The following is a 15,683-nucleotide window of genomic DNA, read 5'->3' as shown; positions in this document are numbered from 1 at the left end:
GCCCGTATAGACCACCAGCAGCCCTTGCGGGACGGCGTTGGTGGCTAGAGTGATGATCATCGAGGGAATGCGCAAATAAGCCACGCCGACGCCGTTGACGATGCCGATCGCGACCCCGCACAGGACGCCGAACGGGATGGCGAGCGCGACGCCGACCGGACCGTAGGCTGCAGCGGCACAGGCCATCATCGCGCCGGTCGCCACCGACCACGGCACGGAAAGGTCGATCTGGCCGAGCAGGATTACCAGCATCATGCCGGTGGCGATCACGCCGAGGAATGACGCGACCTTCAGCTGCTGCAGGAGATATTCCGGCGAGAGAAAACTGCGCGAATAGAGGCTACCTAGCAGAAGCAGGATAACGATGCAGGCAAAGGCGGTCGCCACCGCCGGATCGGCGCGGCGGATGAATTTCGGCATGCGGCTGGCGATGCCGCCAAGCGTCGTTTCGCTCACAGGAACCACTCCAGCCGGTTGCGCACCCGAAACAGCGCGAAGGCGCCGAGGCTGACCGCGATCAACAGGATGATGCCCTGGAACAGCGGCTGCCAGAGCGGGTCGAAATCGAAGACGAACAGCAGGTCGCCGATGGTGCGGAAGGCGAGCGCTCCGAAGATCGCGCCAATAGCGCTGCCTTTGCCCCCGAACAGCGAGACGCCGCCGAGCACAACTGCCGCGATCGAGAACAACGTGTAGGCATTGCCGCTCGCATAGGCAGCCTCGCCCGTATAGGTAAAGAAGGTGAGGAACAGGCCGCCAATCGCGGCAAGCAGTCCGGCCAGCGTATAGGCAAGGAACTTGCCCCTGCGGATCGGCACACCCGACATATAGGCTGCCGTTTCGGACGAGCCCGCAGCGTAAGCGGCGCGGCCGAGCTCGGAGCGGCGGAACGGCACCCACACGACAAGCACGACGACGAACAGCGCCATCAGGCTTGCCGGCACGACGCCGAAGAAGCGCCCTGTCAGGAAATCGGCGACGTCCTCGTTGACCGATCCGCCGGGAACCGGTCGCAAAAGCAGCGCGAGACCGAAATAGACGGCGCCCGTGGCTATCGTAGCGACGATCGGCTGCAGGCGCCCGTAGATCACGATGGCGCCGTTGATTGCCCCGCAGACGAGCCCGGTGCCAAGCACAGCCACCAATCCGAACGCCGTCTCGAGACCCGTGCCGATGACGAGCCAGGAAGCCATGCAATTGGTCAGCGTGAAGATCATGCCGACCGAGAGATCGATGCCGGCGGTGATCACAACCAGCGTTTGCGCCATCGCCACGAAGGCAAGCAGAACGCCCTTGTTCGCCGCCGTCTGCACGACATTGGCCGTGAAGCCGGCTGGATGATTGCCGCTGTAGATCGCGAACATGACGATGAAGATGGCGAACGCCAGCAGCGTCCCGCGCTGCTCGGCCAGCCAATAGCGCCAATCCTTCACGCGCCCTCTCCTTGCTCTGCCCGCTCGCTGCCGCCGTGGATATTCAGCGCGCTGGCGATCAGCGCGTGCTCGGTGATATCGGCGCCAACCAGCTCGCGCTTGATGGCGCCGTCATAAAGCACGAGCACGCGGTCGCAGCAGCCGATCAGCTCGTCATAGTCGGTCGAATAAAACAATATCGCGGCGCCGGCGTCGGCGAGCTTACGCATCAGCTGATAGAGCTCCTGCTTGGTGCCGACATCGATGCCGCGCGTCGGATCGTTGAGCAGAATGATGCGCGGCTGCCGCATCAGCCATTTGGCGATCACCACCTTCTGCTGGTTGCCGCCGGACAGCGCCCCGACAGGGATATCGAGCCCCGCCGTCTTGATGGCCAGTAATTCAACCATGTCATCGATCAGCCGCTGCTCGGCGGCACGGTCGATGACGCTGGCCTTGGACAGCCTGTCTAGTGCTGCGAAGGAAAGGTTCTCGCGCACCGTCATCGGCAGCATCAGCCCTTCCGTCTTGCGGTCTTCCGGGATCAGCGCCATGCCGATACGGTCATCGCTGGCGGCTGCCGGGCTGGCAATCGAAACCTTCTTGCCGTCGACCAGGATCTGCCCGGAAAGACCTCGCAGAACGCCGAAGAACGCCAGCAGCAGCTCACGCTGACCCTGGCCGTCGAGCCCGCCCAATCCTACGACCTCGCCGGCCGCAACCGAGAGCGAGATATTGTCCAGCCTATCGCTCCAGGACAGGTTGCGCGCCTCCAGCACAGAAGCTGCAACCGTCTGGGGCCCGGGCGGCTTCGGCGGAAAGATGTGGCTGTATTCCCGGCCGATCATCAGTTCCACGACTTCGTTGTCGCTCTTCGACCCGGCCGGATAGCTGGCGACATTGCGGCCATTGCGAAACACCGTGCACTGGTCGGCAAGCTCGGAGATCTCGTTCATTCGGTGGGAGATGTAAAGCAGCGCCAGCCCTTCCTGGCGCAACCGCTTCAGCACCTCGAAGACCTTCGCGACATCGGCGGCGGTCAGCGCCGACGTCGCTTCGTCGAGGATCAGGATGCGCGGCTTCCTGGCCAACGCCTTGGCGATCTCGACCATCTGTCGGCGCGAGAGCGGCAGGTCCTTGATCAGCGCCAGGGGGTGAATATCGGAGGCACCCGCGCGGGCAAGCGCCTGTTCCGCGAGGCGCCGTTGCGCCTTGCGGTCGATCATGCCGAAGCGTTTCGGCGGGTCCGATATGACGATGTTGTCGGCTACGCTCAGCTCCGGAATGAGCGACAGCTCCTGGAAGATGCAGACGATGCCGGCCTGGTTTGCCGCGGCGGGCGAAGCAAATGTCACCTCGCGGCCGTCCAGGGTCATGGTACCTTCATCCGGCGCGACGACACCGGCCATGACCTTGATCAAAGTCGATTTGCCGGCGCCGTTCTCACCGAGAATGGCGTGGATGCTGCCGGCCGTGACGGTGAGATCGGCCTTTTCCAGGGCGCGCACGCCGCCATAGCGCTTGGATATGCCTTCCATGCGGAAGAGCGGAGCCGCGCCGTTCATCAGCCCTCCCCAGGCCAGTTCGTGATTGGCATCAAGCGGCCGGCGCCGCGGCTTCCGCGACGCCGGTCCGTCAGACTATTTGTTTTCCTTGGTCTGGCCCATGATTTCCTGCGCGGTGAAATTGATGCCGCAGGTCGGGAAGGAATTGCCGACGAAGAAATTGTCGGACTGATCGGGGAAGTAGTCCTGCCCTGCCTTGAAGTTCGGATCCTCGACGATGGCCAAAGGCAGCTTGACCGACTGCGGCACGACATTGCCTTCGAGCGCGGCAATCGCCGTCTTGATGGCAACGGCAACCTGCGCCGGGCCGGTACCGGCCGACGAACATTTCAGCCCGTCCGCCGCATGCGCCGCGCAGAATTTGCGGAAGCCGTTTTCCGTCTCGCCGCCGAACGGCACGAACGGATGCTTGGCGTCGATCATCGCCTGCACGATGCCGGTATCGCCGCCTTGCCCTGTGATGCCGTCGAACGGTCCGCTGGTGGCGATCGCGTCGGCCGTGGCTTTCTGCGCCACGCCGTCGTCCCACTTGCCGACGACTTCGGTGACATCCCATTTCTTGCCCGACGCGTTGAGAACCTCGTGAATGCCATTGTGCCGGTCGGTATCGACGGAGGTACCCGCGACACCGCGCACCTCAAGCACTTTGCCGCCGTTCGGAACGTGCGAGACCAGCCATTTGCCCCACAATTCGCCGAGCCCCTTCTGGTCGACATTGACGTTGATGGCGTCCTTGGTGTCGAGGATGTTGTCGAAGGCAACCAGGATGACACCGGCTTCCTTGGCGCGCTTGATCACGGGCCCGAACGCGGTCGGGTTCTGGGCGTTGACGACGATCGCGTCGAAGCCGGAGTCGATGAAGTTATTGATCGCCGAGATCTGCGCCGGCACATCCTCGCCGGTCGATACCACCTTGAATTCCTTCAGCTTCTTGGCGACGTCCGGCTGCGCGGCATAGGCTTTGGCCGTCTGGATCATCTGGATGCGCCAGGTATTGGCGATATAGCCGTTCGCGAGCGCGATACGATAGGGCCCTTCCTTCTTCGGATATTTGAAGAATTGTGTGTCGGCCGCCCAGGGCGCGAAGCAGTCGGGCTCGGCCGAGGGCCCTTTGACGATTTCCGGATCGGCGATCGCCGACGAGCTCAGCATGACAAATGCAGTGGCGGCAACCACACCGCCAACAAGTGACTTGATCATCAGTATTCCTCCCAGTTGCAGTTCTGCTTGTTGATTAAGTCCTGGCGTCTTGGCCGGCACCTCCTGCCGCATCCAATCGCCTGCCGGCCGACCTTTGCCGCCCGCTGCCTCCTCTTGCCTCGCCTGAGGGCAATTCAGCAAACTATCATATTATACATAATAAACAAGCACGGACTGTTTGCTTATGTATAATAAACAGCGCCTCGCGTCTGCCATCTTATTGCTCGACGCAGAAGATGGTAGCGCTACCATGCAAGGTAGTAAACCGGCATTTGCACAGTCGTCTTTGCGTGTTTCAACGTGCGGTGCTCTCGCGGCGAATGAGCTCGAAACCGAGATCGACAACCCTCTGCTGGGGCCTCCGGCCCGCAATCGCCGCCAGCGCCATCGCCACTGCCTGCCGTCCGATTTCATAACGATGCGTGCGAACGCTGGTGACCGACGGGAACGCCGCCTGCATCATGTCGAGGTCGTTGAAGCCGACGATGCCGATGGCCTTAGGTACCGCGATGGCGGCGCGGCGACATTCGAACAAGACCCCCAGCGCGATATCGTCATTGTTGCAGAAGACGCCGTCGAGCGACGGCATCTTGGCCAGAGCATCGCGCAAAAGCTCGCGGCCGAGCGTCACGCTGGACAGTAGCGGCGTGGTGGTGACCAGGCGGGGATCGAACAGGCCGGCCGACTCCATGGCCGCGCGATAGCCGGCAAGGCGCCGCTGCGAGCGCGGGTCCATGCGCGCGCCGATGAAACCGATGCGCCGATAACCTGCCTCGATCAGGTGCTCGGTGGCAGCGCGGCCACCGTCGAAATGCGAGAAGCCGACCAGCATATCGACCGGATCGTGTCCGGTTTCCATCACTTGCACCACCGGGCAGCCGGCCGTCTCCAGCAGCTTTCGCGACTGCGGCGTCTGGTCGATGCCGGCGACGATAAGCGCCGCCGGGCGCTGCGAGGCGAACAGCTGCAGCAGCCGCTCCTCTTCCAGGCCCGAATAGTGGGTATTGCCCATCTGGATGCGGAAAGGGCTGTCCGAAAGACTGTCATAGATGCCGCGCACCACTTCGGCAAAGACATTATTGGTGAGCGACGGCACCAGCACGCCGAAGACCTCCGCGCGCGCCGAAGCCAATGCGCGCGCATTGGGGTCCGGGATGTAACCGAGCTCGTCGACGGCGACCTGTATCTGCCGGCGCAGATCTTCCGAGACCCGCCCAGGCTCGCGCAGCGCACGCGACACGGTGATGGCGCCGACGCCCGCCTTGCGCGCCACATCGGCGATGGTCGGGCGGCCGCCGCCGCGCCGCGAGCGCGGCCTTGTCACCGCCTTGTCCTTTTTGCACGAAAGGAGCGCAGCGGCGAGTTGACGATCAACAGTTTAGCCACAGCAACCATGTTTCGCAGCCCGTCCCATTCCGGTTGGGTCGCGCAGGCCATGGCCGTTGTCAAGCCGACGAATATTGGTTCAGCCGACCCCCGGCAGAGGCGATAAACCCCCCAGGTCAATGCCTCGGTCGTCAGACCGCCCTCGCCTGATCGGCCGTAAGCGCCTGCTCCCGCGTGCCGGAGACGATGATCTCAAGGACCTCGTGCTCGTCGGTGTTCCTGACATGACGGTCGCCGACATTCTCGCCGCGCTTGAGTACCATGACACGGTCGCCTACGGCGAAAATGTCGACCAGCCGATGCGAGATGATGATCTGGGCAACACCCTGTCTTTTCAGTTCCAGCATGGTCTCGAGGAGCCGCGCGGTCGCCATCACCGAGAGATTGGCGGTCGGTTCGTCGAGGATCACGACGCGTGGCTCGAACGAAATCGCGCGGGCGATCGCCACGGATTGCTGGCGACCGCCCGACAGGCTCTCGACCTTCTGGAAAACGGAGTTCACGTCCACCTTGAGCCGCTTCAGCACGCTATCGGCTTCCGCGTACATCTTGCGGCGATTGACGAAAGGGCCTTTGCGCGGCCAGCGGCCGAGAAAGATGTTCTGGCCGACATCCATGTTTCCGCAAAGAGCGAAATCCTGGTAGATCATCTCGATGCCCGCATCGCGGCTCTCATGCGGACTCTTGAAGTGCACCGGTTGACCGGCGACGAGGATTTCGCCGGCGTCGCGCTGATAGGCGCCGGTCAGGATCTTCATGAGCGTCGACTTGCCGGCCGAGTTGTCGCCGACCAGTCCAAGGATCTCTCCGGGATAGAGCACTAGATCGACTTTCCGAAGCGCCTGAACGGCACCGAAGGCTTTTTCGATGCTTCGCATTTCCACGATCGGTTGAGGCAACGCAGCATCAGGCATGAATGGTTTCCCGGGTTCGTGCGCCTCGCGCGAGGCGGGCTCGCAGGCGACCGAAGATATTGGCCTGGCGCACCCAGATGTCGATCAGCACCGCGACAATGAGGATGACGCCGATGAAGACATTGATCCAATGCTGCGGCATGCTGAAGCCCTGGACATTGAGCTGCAGGAGGGCCCTAACGAGTGTGATCACGGCTGCACCGGCCAGAGAACCCAGCATGGTGCCGTAGCCGCCGAAGATCGACCCGCCGCCGATTATCACCGACGCGATGGCGTCGAGTTCGCGGAACTGGCCTGCAACGGGGTTGAAGCTTCGGAAATAGGCGACGTTGATGATCCCGGCCATCGTCGCGCAGAACGCCGCCAGCATGAGCGAGATGAAGCGCGCCCGGTTGGTGTTGATGCCGGCATAGGCGGCGGCGCGGATGTTGCCGCCGGTTGCATAGACCTTTTGCCCGAACGGCGTGTAGGCGAGCACGACACCGGCAATCCCGGCGACGAAGATCATCCAGACCGTCTGCACGCTGACCACCTCGGCCAGTGTTCTGAGGATGCCATCCGGAAGCACGATGCTGAAGTAAAGGAGGATGTCATTCACCTTGCGGCCGAGCAAATTGTAGCCCTCCGGCCAGCCGGTAAGCTGCTGCCCGGCGACGAACCAGGCCGCGAGGCCGCGGGCGATGTAGAACATGCCAAGCGTTGCGATGAAGGCCGGCAGTTTCAAGCCAACGGCGACGACAGCGTTGACGAGGCCGGCAAGCATTCCCGCAAGGAGGCCCATCGCGACAGCGGTGACGGGGTCGGCGCCCAGGACCTTCAGGAAATAGGCCGCCGCGCTGCCGGCGAGCGCCAGGACGGCTCCGACGGAGAGGTCGATATCGCCGGCCGCGATGACGTAGGTAAGCCCGACCGTGATCAGCGCCAGTTCCGTATAGTTGAGCAGGATCGCGAAAGTGTTGGACAGGTTCCACCAGTAATCCGGCCTGAGGAAAAGGCCCGTGAGCCACAGCACCACTGTCAGGATGACGGCGAGGGCATCGCGCCGGGCGAGGAACTTGCCGAACCCCGTTGCCGACAGTGCGATGTCGGTCGCCATCGCGCCCTTGGTCACCACGCCCTCGAGCGCGACCCCGCCGATCTCGAAGGCCGGGGGCGGCGGCCTGCCGCGCAGCCATGCCCAGAGGCGCGCCGCGACCTGGCGGCGGATGAGATAGGGTTCGATCAGCACGGCGATGACAAGCAGCAGTCCGAGGAAGACCGGAACCGCGCCCACTGGCAGGGAGTAGACGGCGTTGACCGTCACCTCCTCCTCGCCGATCTTGATGGTGCGCGTGATCGGCAAACCCTCGCGCAGCACCTTGTCGAGCAGAACGACCAGCGTGGCGCCGAGGCAGGACCCGGCGACGCGGCCGCGACCGCCGAGAATGGAAGCGCCGCCGATGATCACCGCGGCGATGACGGTCAGTTCGCCGCTGACGCCGTAAAGCGGGGTCACGCCCTTGTCCTGAGCGGCCGACAGGAGGCCGGCAACAGCGGCGCAGAGCGACGAGAGCAGATAGGCACGGATCCGCACCCAGTTCGTCGGTATGCCAGCATAGACTGCTGCCTGCTCGTTGCCGCCCGTCGCAAAGGTTTCGTAGCCCCAGCGAGTGTTGGCGAGCACGTAGGCGCCGATCACGGCAACGACCGCGAAGATTGCGATCTGGTTGTTGAAGCCGAAGACGTTCGTCTCGCCGAGATGGAAGAAGAGCGGGGCCTCCTTCGCTTTGCCTGGATAGTAGATCGCCTGACCGTGCGTCAGGGCGAGGACGAAGCCGCGGCCGATCAGAAGCGTGGTCAAGGTGGCGATGAACGACGGCACTTTTAGGATGGTAACGAGCACGCCGTTGACGAGGCCGATCACCATGCCAAGAAGGACGCAGACGGTCACCGACGTGACGATGCCGAGATCGGCGAAGCTTGGCGCGAACAGCCTCGCAAAAACGACGGCCACCAGGCCGTAGATGGAACCGACCGAAAGGTCGAGGTCCTTGTTGATGATGACGAAGGTCATTCCGACGGCGATGATGGCGACCCGCGAGGTATCGCGAAGCAGTGCATGGAACGCCTCCGGCGAGCCGAAGAACGCCGGATTGACGGCAGCGCCGGCGAGATAGATCAGCGCCAGCAGGGCGAGCAATCCCATTTCCCAGCCGCCGACGAGCTGGGATGGAAGGCGACGAACGAGAGCTTCAGCGGGCATTCTTTGATAAGGGGTTCCGATGGTCGAAACGCGCGGGAGGATACCAGCCCTCCCGCGCCGGGTTCAGTGGCGCTTTGACATTCAGTTCTCGAAACGCTTGCCGACCTTTCCAACGGTCTCCTGCGTCACGAGTTGGGCGCGCGTGTCGAGATTGGCGGCCGCGATGCCGCGATCGATCTGCAGATAGAGTTGCATGACCGGATAGAAGCCCTGCAGGAAGGGCTGCTGCCCGAGCGCGCCGGTCAGGTCGCCGCTCTTCAACGCATCCTGCTGCGCCGGACCGAGGTCGAACCCATAGGCGCAGATCTTGCCGGTCTTTCCGGTTTGGGCGACGGCCTTGGCCAGCGCTGGCGTGAACACGTTGTTGCCGGCGAAGGCGCCGACAACGTCACCGCGCGACTCGAACAGCGTCACGATACCGTTCACCGGATCGTTCGGATTGGTGTCGATGCCGGTGTTCTCGGGACCTGCGTCGACCTTGAAGGCCTCGAGCTTGCCGGCATCCTTCAGGCCTTTGACGATCGCGTTGAAGGCCGCGGTGACGCGATTGTTCACCTCGATGTTGCCCATCGCGGTCGATGACGGCAGAACGATCGAGCCCTTCTCGATACCCTTGTCCGCCAGGCACTTGACGAGTGCCTCGCCGGCGATCGCCGCGGCGGAGGCGTCCTGACCGGTGTGGCTGATGCCGCTGCGGTCGAGGATCGTGCCGTCGAAGGAATTGGTCGTTGCTACCGGTATGCCCTTGGCCGCGGCAGCCTTGACGATGTCGTTATAGGCGCCGACCTGGGGCGTTGTCATGATCAGCCCGTCGATCGTCGGATCCTGCACGATCTGATTCAGGATTTCGATCTCGCGGGCCGGGTCGTCGGTCGGAGATTCCGAGCCGAGCAGCAGTATCTTGGCGCCGATCAGATTGCCGGCGGCGGTTGCGCCGACATAGACTGGATCGAAGAAGCCGTTGCCGGCCGTATGTGTGACGATGGCGAAGGTGAGATGGCCATCGGCCGAATGGAAATCCTTGGTGGTGGGGGCTTCCTTTGCGGCTTCCTCGAAGCTGTAGCCGCCGACTGCTTTCTCGACGCCGCCGGACTGCGCGAAGGCGGAGGGCACGCCGAGCAACAACGCCGCGGCGGATGCCGCGAGCGGGAAAGTACGTCTCATGATTATCCTCCCTTGCATTCAACGGGCGGAAGCCGTTCGAGCGCATTTATTCAGGAGATTTTCCGACTGCTTCCTCCCACTTTCGCAATATTCCGCCCAAAGCCTTTCCAAGTAAATAGCCTGCTGCACCCAGTATTCGGGCGCGACGCCATACGAAAGAGCACGGACGAGTATCACCTGACCCCTACCTTTGCGCCGGTAGACAAGCTTGCAATGGCCAGGGTTGCCGGCGGAAATCAGGCCGGCGCTTCCGCGCCTCGCCTCGCCTTCCACATAAGCAGCAAAATCGCCGCGAGATTGACCAGGTTCCAGGCGATGCCGTTGAGGAAGGCGGCGGCATAGGAGCCGGTTAGATCGTAGATCCAGCCCGACATCCAGCCGCCGACGGCCATGCCGAAGATCGTCGCCATCAGGACGATGCCGACGCGCTGGCCGGCTTCTTTGGCCGGCATGTAGTCGCGCACGATGATCGCATAGCAGGGAACGATGCCGCCTTGCGAGAGGCCGAACACCAGCGACACCACATAAAGCGAAGCCAGCCCGTCGAAGGGAATATAGAACAGCAGCGACAAGCATTGCAGCGCCGAACCGATGATCAAGGTTTTCACCGCGCCGATGCGATCGGCGAGGAAACCTGAGCCAATGCGGCTGACAACGCCCGCCGCCAGCATGATCGACAACATGTCGGCGCCGCGCGCGACGCCGTAGCCGAGATCCATGCAATAGGCGACGATATGCACTTGCGGCATCGACATCGCCATGCAGCAGCCGAAGCCGGCAATCACCAGCAGCATCTGCAACGCCGCCGGCGACAGCGAGATTGGCTGCGTCGGCCGGCTTCCCGGCGAGCCATGGGTGGCTTCGCGCGGCGCGCCGCGGCGCAGCATCAGCACCAGCGGCACCATGGTAGCGAGGCAGAACATGCCGATCGCGGCATAGGTGAACCGCCAGCCTTCGCCTTGCATGACATAGGGCATCACCGTCGGCCAGACTGCTCCGGCAAGATAGCTGCCGGATGCGGCCGCGGTCACCGCGACCCCGCGGCGCCGGTCGAACCAGTGCGAGATGTCGGCGATCAACGGGCCGAAGATCGCCGATGTGCCGAGTCCGATCAGAAGCCCCTGGACAAGGCTGAACGCAACGATCGAGCTGGTCAGCGAGGCGAGCAGGAAGCCCGCGCCGAGCGCAATCGCAGAGACGAGCGCCGGGATCCAGTAACCCATGCGGTCGATGGCGCGTCCGACCAGCATATTGCCGGCGGCGAAGCCGACCATGGTCGCGGTATAAGGCATTGAAGCCGCGGCCCTGTCGACGCCGAATTCGGCCTGCACGGCGGGCAGAACGACGACCACCGCCCACATGCCGGCGCCGCCGATCGTCGACAAAAGCATCGAGACGCCGAGCCGTACCCATGCATAGGCGCTGTCGATGCTGGGGCCATCTGCCCGGCTGGAGACGGTTGTCGTCACACCTTTCCTGTCCGCGCTTGTTGGTGATCGGGCGGTTTCCACCCCAAGTATCGGCGATTCCCGGTGCCGAGCAGCGCCACAAGGGACAAATCCGTGGCTCCAGAAATCGGGAACCGGCCATGCCGCCCAGAGTTTTTGCCCCAAGAGAGCGTTGTGCCCAAGGGGAGTTGTGCCCCAGGAAGGAGGTTCGCCATGACCGCCAGGAAAAAATGGTCGGCCGAAGTGACCGCGCACAGCGATGCGCTGGATCTCGAGGAGCACATTTTCGAATCCGACGATGCCAAGAGGATCGCCACCTCGCTGAAGCGCTCGGCTGAGCACAGCCATCGCCGCAAGGCTGAGCCGTTCCGATCCGCGATGTCGATGCTGAATTTCTACATCAACCGCGCCGGCAGGAACCTGCCGGAGAAGCGCAAGCGAGTTCTGGAAAAGGCCAAGGACGAGTTGCGCGTCGCTTTCGGGCGCGAGAAGGAAGACTAAGGACTTGTCGAGGTCGGACCGGGCCTCACCCGGGTATCGGTAGGCCTTAGCGCGAGCGGATGACGTCGTCGGTATTCGCGAGCAGCTTGCGCACGGCGTTGCGCGCAGCATCCGGCCGCTGCAGCCGGATGTTCCTCTCGATCGCTTCGTGCAGTTTCTGGGCGTGCTGCAGGTCGTCCAGCTCGCGTGTCGTATAGGCGAAGAGATGATTGAAGGCGGATTCGATCAGGACGCCCAGGGGCACCAGGAGATCGTTGCCGGAGGCCCTGAGAATGGCCAGGTGGAAGCGGGTGTCGGCGCGCGTCCGCTCCTGCAGATTGGTCGCCTCGCCCATCTCGCGGCAGGCCTGGCTGATCTCGGCCATCTGCTCATCGGTGCGCCGCATTGCGGCAAAAGCCGTCGCCTCGGGCTCGATGATGTGGCGGAATTCCTGCACCGTCTTCAGGAAGACTTCACGGTCCGGCGACGTCGCGTACCAGGAGAGCACGTCGCGGTCGAGCAGGTTCCAGCGCTCCTTCGGCTCAACCCAGCTGCCGATTTTCGGACGTGATGCCAGAAGGCTCTTGGCCATCAGCATCTTGATCGCCTCGCGCACCGCCGAGCGGCTGACGTCGAAAGTCTCCGACCATTTGGCCTCGTTGGGCAGGATGGTGCCCGGCGGGTAGTCGCCGCGCACGATCCGAAGGCCGATTTCGCTGGCCAGCGAGGTATGCACGCTGGCGCCAGGGATGCGCGGCGCGTCCGGCCGGCGAACGCCAGCCATACGCTCGGCGGATGCCGCTTTCGTCGGCCTTTTTTCGTTGTTCGGCTTTGCGTCCCGCATATGCCCAGAAAGTCCGGTTTTCAGAAGCTGTCAAGCGCGGCAAGGCCGGCTTTGCCGCCAGACGCCGCGCTGTGCACAGCTCAACCTATGTTTGTCGGCCCTCACGCTGTTTTGACGTATTTGCGCCAGCTGTGTTCGGGGCGGAAGCCGAGCACGTCCCGCGCCTTGCGGTTGGACAGCAGCGTCTCGAATTCACCGAGCTCGGCTTTCACCGGCACGCCTGGATAGAAACGCTTCAGGAGCTCGGCCGTCGGCAGATCGGACGAGGTCTCGTCATTGGCAGCGTTGAACACCTGGTAGCCCAGCCCATCCTTCTCGATGGCGCGCAAGGCGATCTGGCCGAGATCGCGGGCGTCGATATAGCTCCAGGCAATGCGCTTGCGGAAACCGGGATCGGCAAACCATTTCGGGAACAGCGCATATTCATGCGGCTCGATGACGTTGCCGATGCGCAGCGCATAGATGTCGAAACCGCTGCGCAGCGCGAAGGCGCGCGCTGTCTTTTCGTTGACGATCTTGGACAGGGCGTAGCTGTCCATCGGATCGACGTCATAGTCCTCGTCCAGCGGGAAATGCGTCGGGTTGCGCGGCTCGTTGGCGAAGACCAGGCCATAGGTCGTCTCGCTGGAGGCGATGATCACCTTGCGGATGCCGAGTTTCACCGCCGCTTCGATGACGTTGTAGGTGCCCATCGCGTTGATGCGGAACACCTCGTTGTCCGGGGTGATCATGATCCGCGGGATGGCGGCAAAATGCACCACGGCGTCGACCGGCTGTGCGCGCAGCGATGGATCGAATTCATGCAGCCCGGCATAGCTCGACAGCGCGTTGAACACCTGGCCGCTGTCGGTAATGTCGGTGATCAGCGTGCGCACCTTCGGGTTGTCGAGCGGCTTGGTGTCGATGTTGAGCACCTGGCAGCCATGCTCGACCAGATACTGCACGACATGGCGGCCGGCCTTGCCGCTGCCGCCGGTGAACATGATGCGCTTCGTCATTTTGCTCTCCACATTTCTCGCGGATTGTGTGTATTGTCAGACAATATGGCATCCAGCAACGGCCTGCCAACCGCGATCCGCGAAAACCTTCTCCAGCAAAGCTCGCCGGCCGGTCGCGCCGGCGCCGACCATCAGGAAAGACAGGGACGAAACGACATGACCACCACCGCTGCCCGCGAAAACATCGGTTTCATCGGCCTCGGCCTGATGGGGCATGGCATCGCCAAGAACATCGTCGACAAGGGCTATCCGCTCACCTTCCTCGGCCGCAAGAACCGCAAGCCGGCGGATGACCTGCTCGGCCGCGGCGCAAAGGAAGTGGCCACGTCCAAAGAAGTGGCAGCGGCCTCCGACATCGTCTTCATCTGCGTCACCGGCTCGCGTGAGGTCGAGGCGATCATCCGCGGCCCCGGCGGGCTGAAGGAAGGTCTGAAGCAAGGCTGCGTGGTCGTCGATTGCTCGACATCCGACCCCGTCTCCACCGTCGCGCTGGCCGCCGAACTCAGGGCGCTCGGCGTCGACTATGTCGACGCGCCGCTCAGCCGCACGCCGAAGGAGGCCTGGGAAGGCACGCTCGACGCCATGGTCGGCGCGCCCGACGCGGTGTTCGCACGGTTGAAGCCGGTGATCGAAACCTGGGCCGGCCGCATCGTCCATATCGGTGACACCGGCGACGGCCACCGCATGAAGCTGCTCAACAACTTCATCTCGCTCGGCTACGCGGCGATCTATTCGGAAGCCTTGGCGCTGGCGCAGAAGGTCGGCATCTCGCCGCCCCGCTTCGACAGCGTGATCCGCAACGGCCGCATGGATTGCGGCTTCTACCAGACCTTCATGCGCTGGACGCTGGAAGGCGACCGCGACGCCCACAAATTCTCCATCGCCAATGCCTTCAAGGATTTGACCTATCTGGAATCGATGGCCGGCGCTGCCGGCATCGCCAATCCGCTTGGCAACGCCACCAAGAATTCGTTCGCGACCGCCTTCGCGGCGGGGCCGGCCGAGCAGTATGTGCCGATGCTGGCCACCCATATCGGCAAGCTCAACGGCGTCGACCTGATGCCGTCGAAGGGCGGCAAAAAGCAGACGATCTGAAAGCCGCGGCCAAGCCTGTCAGCGTCTCGAGAGCTCGATCACCTCGTCGGTATTGGCGAGAAGCCTGTGCACCGCGCTTCTCGCCGCGGCCGGGCGCTGCAGGCGGATGTTTCGCTCGATCGCCTCGTGCAGGGACTGGGCCCGCCGCTGGTCGCTGTGCTCGCGCGTGACGAAGATGAAGAGATGATCGAGCGCCGATTCGATCAGTACGCCTAGCGGCACCAGCAGCTCATTGCCCGAGGCGCGCAGGATGGCGAGATGGAACCGCGTATCGGCGCGCGTGCGCTCCTGGATATGCGCCGCCTCCCCCATTTCGCGGCACGCTTGGCTGATTTCGACCATCTGCTCGTCGGAGCGCCGCAGCGCCGCGAAGGCGGCCGCCTCAGGCTCGATGATATGGCGGAACTCCTGCACCGTTCTGAGAAACACCTCGCGGTCAGGCGAGGTCGCGTACCAGGCGAGCACGTCGCGGTCGAGCAGGTTCCAGCGCTCCCTCGGCTCGACCCAACTGCCGATCTTGGGGCGGGACGCGAGCAGGCTCTTGGCCATCAGCATCTTGATGGCCTCGCGCACCGCCGAGCGGCTGACATTGAAGGTTTCCGACCATTTGGCTTCGTTGGGCAGGACAGTTCCGGGCGGATAGTCGCCGCGCACGATCCTGAGGCCGATCTCGCCGGCGAGCGATGCGTGCACGCTGAGGCCGGCGATCCGCGTCGCCTCGGGTCGTCGTATCGTGGCCGGCTGTGCAGGCTCGGCTAAGCGCTTTCCAGACTTTTCCCGTGGCATCCGCCTTCCGGTGCCTCCTGTCGCGGGCTCCAAGACGCCCGCAAAAACTCTGCCGGGATAAGAAAATTCTGGCGCAAAAACTCTTGGCTCCGCCGCCCCGGCAAGGCCGCGCCCATAGTCCTGGCGAAAGGTGGAGGGGCGCCCTTCGA

At 63.5% G+C, this 15,683-nt stretch carries 13 protein-coding genes and 1 pseudogene; 2 read left to right on the top strand and 12 right to left on the bottom strand.

The genetic code is table 11. The features are described from left to right. The 9 genes and pseudogenes from EOA79_RS20405 to EOA79_RS20365 all read right to left on the bottom strand — a co-directional run. A pseudogene (locus tag EOA79_RS20405) lies at nt 1-456 on the bottom strand (ABC transporter permease); the annotation flags it as partial. Beyond that, nucleotides 453-1,433 carry an ABC transporter permease gene (locus EOA79_RS20400; protein WP_066990536.1) on the bottom strand — a complete coding sequence of 327 codons (981 nt, stop codon included), beginning with the start codon at nt 1,431-1,433 and terminating at the stop codon, nt 453-455. The gene EOA79_RS20400 and the pseudogene EOA79_RS20405, both read right to left, overlap by 4 nt. Further along, nucleotides 1,430-2,977 carry a sugar ABC transporter ATP-binding protein gene (locus EOA79_RS20395; RefSeq protein WP_095824964.1) on the bottom strand — a complete coding sequence of 516 codons (1,548 nt, stop codon included), beginning with the start codon at nt 2,975-2,977 and terminating at the stop codon, nt 1,430-1,432. Before EOA79_RS20395 ends, EOA79_RS20400 begins: the two co-directional genes overlap by 4 nt. 75 nt (nt 2,978-3,052) lie before the next feature. Next, complete coding sequence (locus EOA79_RS20390) at nt 3,053-4,177, bottom strand: sugar ABC transporter substrate-binding protein (protein WP_066990529.1); 1,125 nt, start codon at nt 4,175-4,177, stop codon at nt 3,053-3,055. A 295-nt stretch (nt 4,178-4,472) separates the two neighbouring features. Further along, on the bottom strand, nt 4,473-5,501 hold the full coding sequence (locus EOA79_RS20385) for a LacI family DNA-binding transcriptional regulator (protein WP_067328901.1): 1,029 nt from the start codon (nt 5,499-5,501) through the stop codon (nt 4,473-4,475). 193 nt (nt 5,502-5,694) lie between these two features. After that, complete coding sequence (locus EOA79_RS20380) at nt 5,695-6,477, bottom strand: ATP-binding cassette domain-containing protein (protein ID WP_066990523.1); 783 nt, start codon at nt 6,475-6,477, stop codon at nt 5,695-5,697. After that, nucleotides 6,470-8,719: an ABC transporter permease gene (locus EOA79_RS20375; RefSeq protein WP_095824965.1), complete on the bottom strand. Its 2,250-nt coding sequence runs from the start codon at nt 8,717-8,719 to the stop codon at nt 6,470-6,472. The genes EOA79_RS20380 and EOA79_RS20375 overlap by 8 nt, the downstream gene beginning before the upstream one ends. Before the next feature lie 81 nt (nt 8,720-8,800). Further along, complete coding sequence (locus EOA79_RS20370; protein ID WP_095802325.1) at nt 8,801-9,883, bottom strand: substrate-binding domain-containing protein; 1,083 nt, start codon at nt 9,881-9,883, stop codon at nt 8,801-8,803. 236 nt (nt 9,884-10,119) lie between these two features. Continuing rightward, the gene (locus EOA79_RS20365) at nt 10,120-11,352 is read right to left on the bottom strand and encodes an MFS transporter (RefSeq protein WP_245322398.1); all 1,233 of its coding nucleotides are present in this window, start codon (nt 11,350-11,352) and stop codon (nt 10,120-10,122) included. Between the two features lie 192 nt (nt 11,353-11,544). Between EOA79_RS20365 and EOA79_RS20360 the strand changes: the two genes are divergently transcribed. Beyond that, the gene (locus EOA79_RS20360) at nt 11,545-11,832 is read left to right on the top strand and encodes a DUF3175 domain-containing protein (protein ID WP_066992279.1); all 288 of its coding nucleotides are present in this window, start codon (nt 11,545-11,547) and stop codon (nt 11,830-11,832) included. A 46-nt stretch (nt 11,833-11,878) separates the two neighbouring features. Here EOA79_RS20360 and EOA79_RS20355 read toward each other — a convergent pair whose 3' ends face one another. Both EOA79_RS20355 and EOA79_RS20350 read right to left on the bottom strand, forming a co-directional pair. After that, nucleotides 11,879-12,655, bottom strand: coding sequence for a FadR/GntR family transcriptional regulator (locus tag EOA79_RS20355; RefSeq protein WP_095779401.1), 777 nt, complete (start codon nt 12,653-12,655; stop codon nt 11,879-11,881). A 101-nt stretch (nt 12,656-12,756) separates the two neighbouring features. Next, nucleotides 12,757-13,653: an NAD(P)-dependent oxidoreductase gene (locus EOA79_RS20350; protein WP_095783976.1), complete on the bottom strand. Its 897-nt coding sequence runs from the start codon at nt 13,651-13,653 to the stop codon at nt 12,757-12,759. Between the two features lie 156 nt (nt 13,654-13,809). On the opposite strand from EOA79_RS20350, the gene EOA79_RS20345 reads away from it, so the two are divergent. Further along, complete coding sequence (locus tag EOA79_RS20345) at nt 13,810-14,748, top strand: NAD(P)-dependent oxidoreductase (RefSeq protein WP_067329143.1); 939 nt, start codon at nt 13,810-13,812, stop codon at nt 14,746-14,748. An 18-nt stretch (nt 14,749-14,766) separates the two neighbouring features. On the opposite strand, the gene EOA79_RS20340 is transcribed toward EOA79_RS20345, so the two are convergent. Then, the gene (locus EOA79_RS20340; RefSeq protein ID WP_067328889.1) at nt 14,767-15,534 is read right to left on the bottom strand and encodes a FadR/GntR family transcriptional regulator; all 768 of its coding nucleotides are present in this window, start codon (nt 15,532-15,534) and stop codon (nt 14,767-14,769) included. Between the last annotated feature and the right edge of the window lie 149 nt (nt 15,535-15,683).

The sequence above is a fragment of the Mesorhizobium sp. M1A.F.Ca.IN.020.03.2.1 genome (genome assembly GCF_004023205.1).
Classification (GTDB): Bacteria; Pseudomonadota; Alphaproteobacteria; order Rhizobiales; family Rhizobiaceae; genus Mesorhizobium.
The sequence above is the reverse complement of the archived record's forward strand: the minus strand, read 5'-3'. Positions and strand labels throughout refer to the sequence as shown.